Source organism: Micromonospora andamanensis (assembly GCF_016863495.1).
Classification (GTDB): domain Bacteria; phylum Actinomycetota; class Actinomycetes; order Mycobacteriales; family Micromonosporaceae; genus Micromonospora; species Micromonospora andamanensis.
In genome coordinates this window covers 19,869-31,097 of sequence record NZ_BOOZ01000032.1, presented here as the reverse complement: position 1 = coordinate 31,097, position 11,229 = coordinate 19,869, and the positions used below count along the sequence as shown (strand labels likewise).

Sequence of the window (11,229 nt, the reverse complement as noted above, 5' to 3'; positions counted from 1 at the left end):
CGGCGAAGCCCTGGTTGCGCAGCCCGGGCCGGCGGTGCCCGTCGACCGGGGCGGCCACCTCGAAGTCGACGAGCGCGACCTGGTCGTCCGGACGGATCATGATGTTGAACAGGTGCAGGTCGCCGTAGACCAGACCGCGCGAGTGGATCGCCCGGACGATCTCGTCGACCTGGCGGTGGACGTCCAGCGCCCAGCCCGCGTACGCGGCACGGTCGTCGTCGGTGGCGTCGGCGTCGATAAGCGGATAGCGGTCGACCAGGACCTTGTTCAGCGGGCGGCCCTCGATGAACTCCAGGGCGAGGAAGCGGTGGTCGCCGAGGGCGAACTCGTCGTGCACCCTCGGCACCTGAGGCAGGTCGGCGAGCTGGCGCAGGACGGCGGCCTCCCGGGCGAGCCGGGTGACGGCGTCGGTGCCGTCGGCGTCCAGACCGGCGTGCGGTCGGGCCTCCTTGAACACCAGCCGCGTGTCGGTGCGACTGTCGCGTCCGACGTACAAGCCGCCACCGTTGGAGAAGTGGATGACCTTGTCGATCCGGTAGGGCACCTCGTCGGTGCTTGTCGCGTTGCGGGCGGCCAGGTGCGGCGCGAGGAAGTCCGGCAGCGTCACCCAGGACGGCAGGTGGAACACCGGGTCGCGTCGGTCCGGCACCAGGGTGCCGGTGTCGTCCTCGACGGCCGGAACGACCTGCCCGTCGGGGGAGTGGCAGTACCGGGCGGCGAAGCCGCCGTAGCGGACGTACACCGGCCCGGCGGCGTACCGCAGGTCGCTGAGGACGTACGGGCCGTCCTCGCCGGTGAGCAACTCGTCGAGTTCCTTGCAGACCAGTTCGAGTTCGGCGTCGTCGCGCGGGTAGACGGTGACGAACTTGCCGCTGGCCGCCCGGGCGGCGTACTTGGAGTTGCGCAGCAACAGGGTGCGGGGGCCGCGCAGGAACTTGAAGGACAACCCCCGGGGGATGCAGTAGTCCCAGACGGTGTCCAGCACCCGGTCGGCGTTGGCGAGCGTGGCCGACACGTGCACCTTCCAGCCCTGCTGCGGCAGGCGTTCGCCGTCCGGGGCATGGATGAGCCAGTCGTCGAGCGACTCCCGTCGCCAGCCTGCTGGCAGCGGCCGGCGGGCCGGGGCGAAGGTGGGCTGCGCGACAGCGCTGCCGAGGGAGTCGTAGAACAGCGGGTCCGCGGCGCAGTAGCTGTCGTAGCGCTCGTCCACTGTGTCTCCTCCCATCCGCCGATCGCGGTCCTGTTGATGGATTCGAGTCTGTCCGTTCGGCCTATGGCGCCTCCAGTGTTTTCAGTCATGGAGATGAATGCGTGCCGCACGATCGGTCGTGACAAATGACAGTTGCGGCGCGGACGGTGGGTCTGTCCCTGCCGCCCGTTCCGGCCCGGGCGGACGTCCGGAACGGCACCCTCGCGCCCGCGCCGGCCAGGCAGTACGGTGCTCGCCGTGACCTCAGACGATCACCCTTCGCCGCTCGGCGGGCCCGTCGCCGTGCTGGCCAACCCGACCGCCGGCCGGGGCCGGCACCGGGGGCTGCTGCCGGAACTGTTGGACGGGCTCGCGGCGGCCGGTCGGCCGGTGCGGCTGCTGCGGGCCGGCAGCGCGGCGGAGGCCGAGGCGACCTGCCGGACCGCTGTGGCCGAGGGGGCCGCCGCACTGGTGGCGGTCGGCGGCGACGGTACGGTGCACCGCGCCATGCAGGCTGTCGCCGGCACCACGGTGCCGTTCGGCCCGGTCCCGGCGGGCACCGGCAACGACTTCGCGATGGAGACCGGTTTTCCGGCCGATCCCCGGGCGGCTGTCGACGTCATCGCGACAGCCCTGCGCGAGGGACGCAGCCGCCCTGTCGACCTGGCCCGGATGGCCGGGCTCGACGGCACGCTCCGCTGGTACGGGGCGGTGCTGGCGGCCGGCTTCGACGCGATCGTCAACGAGCGGGCCAACCGGATGCGCTGGCCGCGCGGTCCCCGCCGCTACGACCTGGCCATCCTGGTGGAACTGGCCCGGCTCCGGCCACGTCGGTACACCCTCACTCTCGACGAAGAGCGGATCGAGGTCGACGCGGTCCTGGTGGCGGTCGGCAACGGGGCCAGTTACGGCGGCGGGATGCGGATCTGCCCCGCCGCCGACCCGACCGACGGCCTGCTCGACGTGGTGGTCGGCGGCCGGTTCGACAGGCGGACCCTGATCCGGGTCAAGCCGCGCATCTACGCCGGCACCCACGTCGCCCACCCGCTCGTGAGCACCTACCGCGCCCGCACCGTCACCATCGCCGCGGCGGACATCACCACCTACGCCGACGGCGAACGCTCCCTCCCCCTCCCCCTCACCATCACCGCCGTCCCCGCCGCCCTCCACCTCCTCCGCTGACTGTCCCGCCCGCGCCCCTCCACCCCGTGGATCATGCAGTTGTGGCACCTGACAAAAGCCGTGTATGTGGACGAATCAGGTGCCACAACTGCATGATCGCGGCGGTTAGGGGGTGGGTAGGAGGTCCAGGACGGAGCCGAGGGCGTTGGGGTGGCCGGGGTCGGCGGCGGGGAGGATCAGGGCGGCGCAGCCGGCGGCGACGGCACCGGCGTCGGCGGGGGTGTCGCCGACCATGAGTGACTCCTCCGGGTCGACGCCGAGCATGCCGCAGGCCCGCCAAAAGATCGCTGGATCGGGCTTGCACCGCCCCACCTCGTACGACAACACGTGGGCGTCGACCAGGTCGGCCAGCCCCCAGGCGTCGAAGAGCGGCCGGATGTCGAAACCGATGTTGCTGACCACGGCCACCCGTACGTCGGCGGCGCGCAGCGCGGCCAGGGTGGGGGCGGTGTCGGGGTAGGGCACCCACCCCTGCGGCACCAGCAGTCGTTCGTACAGCGCCTCGGCGAACCCGTCGATGCCGGCGTCGACCGTGTCGGCCAGACCGGTGTAGGCGCCCCGGTGGGCGTGCTCGTAGAGATCCCGGTCGGCCCACAGCTCGGCCAGGTGGGGCGGCACCCGGGCGGGCAGCGGCCCACCGGCGCGTCCGGCGGTGAGCAGCCGATCGGCCAGGGCGGTCGCGCGGGCCCGGTCCAGCTCGACGCCGCACGACGCCGCCGCGGCCAGCACCCACTGGCCCGGCTCCTCCACCTGCGCGAGGGTGCCGTGGAAGTCGAACAACACCGCCCGTACCTGCCGACGGGACGGGCCCCGACCGTCGGCGTCGGGTACGGGGCTGGTCGGTTCGGCATGATCCGGCACGTCGTGCACCCTACCGACCCACTCGGACCGCCCCGCCGCTCGGCCTTGCCGGGTGCTCGTCGTGGGCACGCACTAATCTTGGGGACATGTCGAGCCCCGCCGAGCGGTACGCCGCAGCGCGCCGCCGGGCCGCCCAGGCCTCACAGTTCCCGGCGCTTGAAGAGTTCACCGCTGACCTGGGGTTCGACCTCGACGACTTCCAGCGGGAGGCGTGCCAGGCCCTGGAGCGGGGCAGCGGCGTGCTGGTCTGCGCGCCGACCGGGGCCGGCAAGACGGTGGTCGGCGAGTTCGCCGTGCACCTGGCGTTGCAGGGTGCGCCCGGGCGGCCGGAACCGGCCGACGGCACCCGGCGCAAGTGCTTCTACACCACCCCGATCAAGGCGCTGTCGAACCAGAAGTACCACGACCTGGTCGACAGGTACGGCGCCGCGCAGGTGGGACTGCTCACCGGCGACAACGCCATAAACGGCGACGCTCCGGTGGTGGTGATGACCACCGAGGTGCTGCGCAACATGCTCTACGCCGGCTCGGCCACCCTCGAGGGCCTGGCGTACGTGGTGATGGACGAGGTCCACTACCTGGCCGACCGGTTCCGCGGCGGGGTGTGGGAGGAGGTCATCATCCACCTGCCCGCCTCGGTGACCCTGGTGTCGCTGTCGGCGACGGTCTCCAACGCCGAGGAGTTCGCCGACTGGCTGATCACGGTTCGGGGCGAGACCACGGTGGTGGTCAGCGAGCACCGGCCGGTACCGCTGTGGCAGCACATGCTCGTCGGCAAGCGGATGTTCGACCTGTTCCACGACGCCGCCGCGGCCCGCAAGCACGATGTGCACCCCGAGCTGCTGCGCTACACCCGTGACACGATGCGCCGGCTCGACCTCGGCGAGGGGCGCTCCGCCGGTTTCGGCGCCGGCCGCCGCGGCCCACGCTGGCGTGGGCCGATGCGCCCGGACATCGTCGACCGGCTGGACCGCGAGGGCCTGCTGCCGGCGATCCTGTTCATCTTCAGCCGCGCCGGCTGCGACGCGGCGGTGCAGCAGTGCCTCGCCGCCGGGCTGCGGCTCACCTCGCCCGAGGAGCGGGCGGAGATCCGCCGCGTGGTGGAGTCCCGGGTCACCGCGATCCCCGGTGAGGATCTGTCGGTGCTCGGCTACTGGGAGTGGCTCGACGGCCTGGAGCGCGGGCTGGCCGCCCACCACGCCGGGATGCTGCCGGCGTTCAAGGAGGTCGTGGAGGAGTTGTTCGTCCGTGGGCTGGTCAAGGCGGTGTTCGCCACCGAGACCCTCGCCTTGGGCATCAACATGCCGGCCCGGTGCGTGGTGCTGGAGCGCCTGGTCAAGTACAACGGCGAAGCGCACGTCGATCTGACCCCGGGGGAGTACACCCAGCTCACCGGGCGGGCCGGTCGCCGAGGCATCGACGTGGAGGGGCACGCCGTGGTGGTGTGGTCCCCGGAGACCGACCCCCGGCACGTGGCGGGTCTGGCATCCACCCGGACGTACCCGCTGCGCTCCAGCTTCCGGCCCTCGTACAACATGGCGGTGAACCTGGTCGGCAGCGTCGGCGCGGAGCCGGCCCGGGCGCTGCTGGAGTCGTCGTTCGCGCAGTTCCAGGCGGACCGCTCGGTGGTCGGCCTGGCCCGGCAGGTGCAGCGCAACACCGAAACCATCGAGGCGTACGGCGTGGAGGCGGAGTGCCACCACGGCGACTTCGACGAGTACTTCGCGCTACGGGTCGCCATCGCCGACCGGGAGCGGGCCATCGCCCGGCAGGGGCAGAGCCAGCGTCGGGCAGCGGCGGTGACGGCCCTGGAGCGGCTGCGGGTGGGCGACGTGATCCGGGTGCCGTCCGGGCGTCGGGCCGGCCTGGCCGTGGTGCTCGACCCGGCGGCCGGAGGGTTCAGCGAGCCGCGCCCGCTGGTGCTCACCCAGGACCGCTGGGCCGGCCGGATCAGCCCCGCCGACTTCACCACGCCGGCCGAGGTGCTGGCCCGCATCCGGGTGCCCAAGCACTTCAACCACCGCAATCCGGCGGCCCGGCGTGACCTGGCCGCGCAGGTGAGCGGCACCGGCCTGGACCGGCACTCCCGCCGGGGGGCCCGGGGCCGGCAGGCGGGGGAGGATCACCAGCTCAGCCAGCTCCGGACCGAGCTGCGCCGGCACCCCTGCCACGCCTGCCCGGAGCGGGAGGAACACGCCCGCTGGGCCGAGCGCCGCCGCCGGCTGGAGCGGGACACCGAGGAGCTGCGGGAGCGGGTCGCCGGTCGGACCGGTTCGTTGGCCCGTACCTTCGACCGGATCGTCGCGCTGCTCACCGGACGCGGCTACCTGGCCGCCGACGGGGCGGTCACCGACGCCGGCCGGATGCTGGGGCGGATCTGGACGGAGGCGGACCTGCTCGTGGCGGAGTGCCTGCGGCGCGGCGTCTGGGACGGACTGTCCCCGGCCGAACTGGCCGCCGCGGTCTCGGTGGTGGTCTTCGAGGCCCGCCGCGACGTCGACGAACGGGCCTCGCTGCCCCGCGGCCCGGTCGCCGAGGCGGTCGACACGACCCTGAAGCTGTGGAGTGAGATCGAGGCCGAGGAGGCGTCGCGCGGGCTGGCCGTCACCCGCGAGCCGGATCTCGGCTTCGCCTGGCCGGTCTACCGCTGGGCCAGGGGCGAGGCGTTGGCGAAGGTGCTGACCAGCGGGCAGCTCGACGGCGAGATGCCGGCCGGTGACTTCGTCAGGTGGGCCCGCCAGGTGGTGGACCTGCTCGGCCAGTTGGCCGACTCCGGTGGTGCCTCGACCGAGCTGCGGGCCACCGCGCGGCAGGCGATAAACGCCGTCAACCGGGGTGTGCTGGCGTACCACTCACCGGCCTGAGCCGGCTCCCGACGGCGACCGCTCGCCCCGGCGAACCGACGCATCGCTGCGTCACCGCGACGGTACGCCCCGAAGTACCAGGGGGGCCCTGTTGTGCCTGGTGAGAGCGTCGCACATCATGTCATCGGCGCGTGAGCTACGCGTCGGTAGCAGCTCTGGGGGGAGCCCACGTGGCGGACATCAATCACTTTGAGTACGGCTGGATCACACCGGCGTTGAGCTACGCGCTGTCGGTGCTCGGTTCGATCCTCGGCCTGGTCTGTGCCGGCCGGATCCGTACCGCCACCAGCACGGGGCAGAAGCTCTGGTGGGGCAGCCTGGCCGCGTGGGCGCTCGGCGGCACGGCGATCTGGACGATGCACTTCATGGCGATGCTGGGCTTCGCCGTGACCGGGTCGCGCATCCGGTACGACGTGCCGATCACTGTCGGCAGCGCGCTGATCGCGGTGGCGGCGGTCGGCATCGGCCTGGCGATCGTCGGTACCGGCCGGCTCTCGGCGGCACGGATCCTCGGCGGCGGCCTGTTCACCGGCGCCGGGGTGGCGGCGATGCACTACACGGGCATGGCGGCGATGCGGCTGGACGGTCGGCTGCTCTACGACAACCTCCGGGTCGGGTTGTCGGTGCTGATCGCCGTGGTCGCGGCCTCGGTCGCGCTCTGGCTCGCGGTGACCGTCCGCAAGGGGGTGGCCATCTTCGCCTCGGCGCTGGTGATGGGGGTGGCGGTCAACGGCATGCACTTCACCGGGATGAGCGCCCTGTCGGTGCACCTGCACGAGGACCGGGGTGAGCTTTCCGGTGCCGGTGTCGGTACGCTGCTGATCCCGATCGTGCTGCTGGTGATCTTCGGTGTGGTCGGTCTGGTGTACGCGCTGCTCGCCGCCCCCAACGACGATGACCGGGCGGCGCTGGCGTACCTGGACGCCCGGCGTGCGCAACCCTCCACCGCAGCCGCCGGCGGGCCGGCCGACGTGACCGAACCGGACCCGGTGGGGCTGCGCGCCCGGTCCACGCTGGCCCGCCCCGGCGCCCAGTTCCCGTCCCGTCGGGACCATCAGTCGCGCTGACCGTCGCGGAAAGTGTCGTACCCGGCACCGACCATGTATTCATGGCTGTCCCCGCCCTCACTCCGCGAAACGCCCCGGCGCGCTCGCTGCCCCTTCGCGAGGCGCGCACCCGACTGAGCCAACTCGTCGCCATGGCGGAACTGACCGACACGGTAACGGTGGTCACCCGCGACGGCGATCCACGACCTGTCGCCGCGATCGTGCCGGCGGCCGCCGCCCGCACCGTCGCCGAGGCCCGTGCCGACGCCAGCCGGCTGGCCGAGGTCACCGCCGGCTGGTCCCGGCGCCTCGACGCGCAGCGGCAGCACAGTGCCCGCCGGCACGCCGCCGAGCTGCGGGTGGTGACCACGGCGCTCGCCGAGGTCTGGGCGGAGCTGGATCGGCGCTTCCCGCCGGGCAGCGATCCCGCGCTGACCCGGCTGCGGGCGGCCCACGCTCATCTGCTCGCCGGCTGAGTCGCGCCACCTCGTGCCGGGTCGACCCGGCCGGTTCAGCCGCGCGCCGGGCGACCCTTGAGCCGGCGGCCCAGTTCGCGGGCGATCTCCCGGTTGGCGTCGCGTTCGGCAAGCACCTGCCGCTTGTCGTAGGACCGGCGCCCCCTGGCCAGCGCCAGCTCGACCTTCGCCCAGCCGCCGGAGAAGTACATCGACAGCGGCACCAGGGTGATCCCGCCCTCCCGGGTCCGGTCGAGGATCCGGGCGATCTCCACCCGGCGCAGCAGCAGTTTGCGGGTCCGCCGGGGTGCGTGGTTGGTCCAGCTGCCGTAGCCGTACTCGGCGATGTGCAGGCCGTACAGCATGATCTCCCCGTCGAGTTCCTGGGCGAAGGCGTCGACAAGCGAGACGCGTCCCGCCCGCAGCGACTTGACCTCGGTACCGGCGAGCACGATGCCGGCCTCGTAGGTCTTGAGCACCGTGTAGTCGTGGCGGGCTCGGCGGTTCGAGGCGATAAGGGTCCGTTCGACGGTGGGGGAGGTGCCCATCCGGGAAGGATAGTCGCAGTGCCCCGGGCCCGATGTCGGTGCGCGACTACGACACCGTGCTGGGCCGGCCCCGCAACCGGCTCGCCAACTCCGTCACCGCTGTCGCGAAACGCCTGTCTGACTCGCCGGGCCAGTGCCCGACGATCGGGGGCGGGACGCTGTCGCCGGGCGGCGGGACGACGTCGACGGGGTCGCGCAACCGGCGGTCCACCGTGCCGGCCGCGCCGGGCACTGTCGGTGCCCGGCCGGGCCGGTGCGGCGAGAAGACCCAGCCGCCGATCGGGTCGGTGTCCCGCCACAGGTTGATCCACCGCCAGTCGACCCGTTCACCCACCTCGCGGAGGACGTCCTCGCTGACGTACGTCGGGAACAGCCGCGCGTAGAGCCGCCGCAGTGGGGAGCCGTAGGTCAGCAGCGCCAACCTGCCGCACACCTCGGGTGGCAGTTGGAGAATCGTGGCGGCGAGCAGCACCGAGCCGTGGCTGTGCCCGGTGAGCAGCACCCCGTGTCCCTGCCCGGTGAGGTGCACGATCCGCCGGCTCAGTTCCGGCACCGCGCGCTCGGCGTAGCAGGGCGGCGCGAAGGGGTGCGCCACCCGGGGCCAGAAGGTACCCAGGTCCCACAGCACGCCGACGTACCTGCGGAACCCGAACGTACGGTAGGCGAGCACGCCGCCGACCAGCAGCCCCAGCACCAGCGCCGCGATGAGGAAGCTGCCCATCTGGATACCGAAATCGGTCGCAGCGGCCGGAATCCCGGTCAGCCGCTGCACCGTGGTGCCCGGTGCCAGCCCGAGCATGCCGAGCAGGCTGCTGGGCATGCCCGCCCCGACGACACAGGCGTACACCACCGCGAGGGTCTCCACCCGTTCGGTGAATCGCGCCCGGGCGATCGTCCGCTCGACCTGGCGCAGCCGGAACCCGGCAGCCGACGGGGCGTCGGGATAGTCGTGGGCGACTGTGGCCCGGGCGGTACGCGTGCGGGCGGCACGACTGGCCATAACGATGGTCACGGTCGCCACCAGGGTGGCCGCAGCGGCCACCAGGAACACGAAGATGGCCCACTTGTACCCGAGCGGCGGACTGATCTCCCGCTCACCGTCGGCGCTGGCGCGGCGGTTGAGCAGATCGGCCACCCGGTAGACGAGGTCGGCGGAGATCGCCACCGCCAGACCGGTGGCGGTGGCCGCGATCACCGGCGCGCCCAGCCCTTGCAGCAGTCCGGAGCCAAGCCCGTCACAGCCGAACCCGCGACGCGCCTCATCGGGCTCGACACCGGGTGCCGGTGCCGGGTCTCGGCCGGCGCGCCGGCGCTCGGGCGATTCGGCGGTGCCCGTCGTGCTGGCGGCGCTGTGGCGTCGCCGGCTTCGGGCGATGAGCGCGCCAGTGCCGAGCAGGAACAGCAGAACCGCCTGGGAGAGGATGACAAGTCCGACGGCGCTCGCGTAGCCGGGCAGCCCGTCCCGGACCCGCCACGGAGTGGGATCGACAGCAACCGCGACCAGCACCACAGCGATCAGTACGAAGGCCAGGTTGCGCAGGCCACGAGCGATCCGGTCCGCGTACGAGCCGGTCGGCAGCAGGTCCACGAACGGGTGCGCGCAGACCAGCACGACGCAGGTCAACAGCACCGCCCCGCCGACGACGGCCAGGGCCACGCTGAGCATCGACGGGCCCGAGCTGATCCGGGCGGCGACCAGACCGAGACCGAGGGTCATCAGACCGGCGGCTCCGTGCAGGGAGCACAGCCGGTCCACGGTCGGCGCCCTGTCCCACTGACCCACCGCGCTGAGCTGGTGCCCACCTGAGGTGCTGATGGGGGTGTGGAAGGCGTCGAAGTTGCGGCCGGGCCGGGTGGCGAGCCGCCAGACCAGCATGAGCGCGCCGAAGGGCAGGAGCGCGAAGACGGCAAGGGTCAGCCCGACGGGTCGGTCGCCGATCCAGGACAGCCATGGCCGCCCGGCCAGACAGGACGGGTTCGGCACGCAGCGCCAGGCGACCAGGTCCAGCGCCACCCCCATCGCCGCCAGCACGTACAGCATGGTGAGGGTGAGGGCGAGCAGCCGGCACACCGCCTTCAGCACCACCCCGGCGCCGCTGCGGGGTGCCGGGCGCATCCAGATCGCGACGTTGCACAGCATGAACGGCAGCAGGAACATCAGCGACAGGGTCCGGATGGTGGTGCCGGAGGGCAGGTCGCTCCAGCGGTACGCCTCCACCGTCACGCCCGCCGGTCCCTGGGCGTCCGGATAGCCCGGGCGCGGCCGGTAGAACCCGCCGCTGCGGTCGCCGGCCACCTGGTGACTGTGCGGGCGGTCGAGGATCTGCTCGGCGCCGGCCCCGGACACCCCGTGCACCCGCAGCTCAACGACGTCGTCCGACGTCCCTGGTTCAGGTGTCATCGGCCCCCCGGGTACGTGTCATCGGGCCCGACCTGGCGTAGACCCCCGCCACTCCGGCGACCCGGTGCGGCCCCACCGTCTACCCGCGCAGCCGCCGGACACGCCTGCTTCCGGGTGACCTACCGGTCAGCCCGACCGACGCGCGAGAAAGTCGGCAAGCACCTCGCTGTGGGTGGAGAAGGCCAGCTCGGTCGGCTCGGTGAGCACCAGCCACTCGGTCGCCTCAGCGGTCGGCGCCGACGGCGGAAGCTCCTCGGCGCGGCGTACCGGCAGCTCTCCGAAGATCAGCATGGTGCCGCCGGCCGGCGCGCTGCGCACCGTGATGAGCGTCGCACCGGCCGCTTCGGCGGGCAGACCGGTCTCCTCGCGCAGCTCGCGGACCAGCGCGTCCTGCCACTCCTCGCCGTACTCGATGAAGCCGCCGGGTAGCGCGAGCAGGCCACGGGCGGGTTCGATGTCGCGCCGGACCACGACCACGCCGAGGCCGTCGGCGGTCAGCACCGGCTGCACGGCCACCGCCACCGGCAACGGGTTGCGCCAGACCTGCTGGCCGCAGGTCGCGCAGAGCCGGGGCCAGTCGGCCGGCGGCGGGTAGGCCGCGCCGCAGTACGAACAGTACGAGTACGCCACGCCGGTCATGCCGCAGCACGTTACCCCGCACCGTCCGGCGAGCGGTCATCGCC

Annotated in this window: 9 protein-coding genes; 4 read left to right on the top strand and 5 right to left on the bottom strand. The window is 72.8% G+C overall.

Annotated features, from left to right (window positions below; all coding sequences use genetic code 11):
• The coding region (gene lanKC / locus Van01_RS23310; RefSeq protein ID WP_239099245.1) for a class III lanthionine synthetase LanKC at positions 1–1,210 on the bottom strand (1,210 nt) is incomplete at its 3' end.
• A 228-nt stretch (positions 1,211–1,438) separates the two neighbouring features.
• On the opposite strand from lanKC, the gene Van01_RS23305 reads away from it, so the two are divergent.
• Positions 1,439–2,371 carry a diacylglycerol kinase gene (locus tag Van01_RS23305; RefSeq protein ID WP_204011494.1) on the top strand — a complete coding sequence of 311 codons (933 nt, stop codon included), beginning with the start codon at positions 1,439–1,441 and terminating at the stop codon, positions 2,369–2,371.
• A gap of 105 nt (positions 2,372–2,476) precedes the next feature.
• Here the strand turns inward: Van01_RS23305 and Van01_RS23300 are convergent, their stop codons facing one another.
• Positions 2,477–3,232 (bottom strand): HAD family hydrolase, encoded by a 756-nt coding sequence (locus Van01_RS23300; RefSeq protein WP_204011492.1) that lies wholly within the window; start codon positions 3,230–3,232, stop codon positions 2,477–2,479.
• 86 nt (positions 3,233–3,318) lie between these two features.
• On the opposite strand from Van01_RS23300, the gene Van01_RS23295 reads away from it, so the two are divergent.
• The 3 genes from Van01_RS23295 to Van01_RS23285 all read left to right on the top strand — a co-directional run bounded on the left by Van01_RS23295 (position 3,319) and on the right by Van01_RS23285 (position 7,618).
• The gene (locus Van01_RS23295; RefSeq protein ID WP_204011490.1) at positions 3,319–6,096 is read left to right on the top strand and encodes a DEAD/DEAH box helicase; all 2,778 of its coding nucleotides are present in this window, start codon (positions 3,319–3,321) and stop codon (positions 6,094–6,096) included.
• Positions 6,097–6,266: 170 nt separating this feature from the next.
• Positions 6,267–7,163 carry an MHYT domain-containing protein gene (locus tag Van01_RS23290; RefSeq protein WP_204011487.1) on the top strand — a complete coding sequence of 299 codons (897 nt, stop codon included), beginning with the start codon at positions 6,267–6,269 and terminating at the stop codon, positions 7,161–7,163.
• 41 nt (positions 7,164–7,204) lie between these two features.
• Positions 7,205–7,618 (top strand): type II toxin-antitoxin system Phd/YefM family antitoxin, encoded by a 414-nt coding sequence (locus tag Van01_RS23285; protein ID WP_204011484.1) that lies wholly within the window; start codon positions 7,205–7,207, stop codon positions 7,616–7,618.
• A 35-nt stretch (positions 7,619–7,653) separates the two neighbouring features.
• Here the strand turns inward: Van01_RS23285 and smpB are convergent, their stop codons facing one another.
• The 3 genes from smpB to Van01_RS23270 all read right to left on the bottom strand — a co-directional run bounded on the left by smpB (position 7,654) and on the right by Van01_RS23270 (position 11,185).
• Positions 7,654–8,145, bottom strand: a complete 492-nt coding sequence (smpB, locus tag Van01_RS23280) for an SsrA-binding protein SmpB (RefSeq protein WP_204011482.1) — start codon at positions 8,143–8,145, stop codon at positions 7,654–7,656.
• A 46-nt stretch (positions 8,146–8,191) separates the two neighbouring features.
• A complete protein-coding gene (locus tag Van01_RS23275; RefSeq protein WP_204011478.1) occupies positions 8,192–10,546 on the bottom strand; it encodes a hypothetical protein in 2,355 nt (784 codons plus the stop codon).
• Positions 10,547–10,672: 126 nt separating this feature from the next.
• On the bottom strand, positions 10,673–11,185 hold the full coding sequence (locus Van01_RS23270; protein WP_204011475.1) for an NUDIX domain-containing protein: 513 nt from the start codon (positions 11,183–11,185) through the stop codon (positions 10,673–10,675).
• Positions 11,186–11,229: the final 44 nt, after the last annotated feature.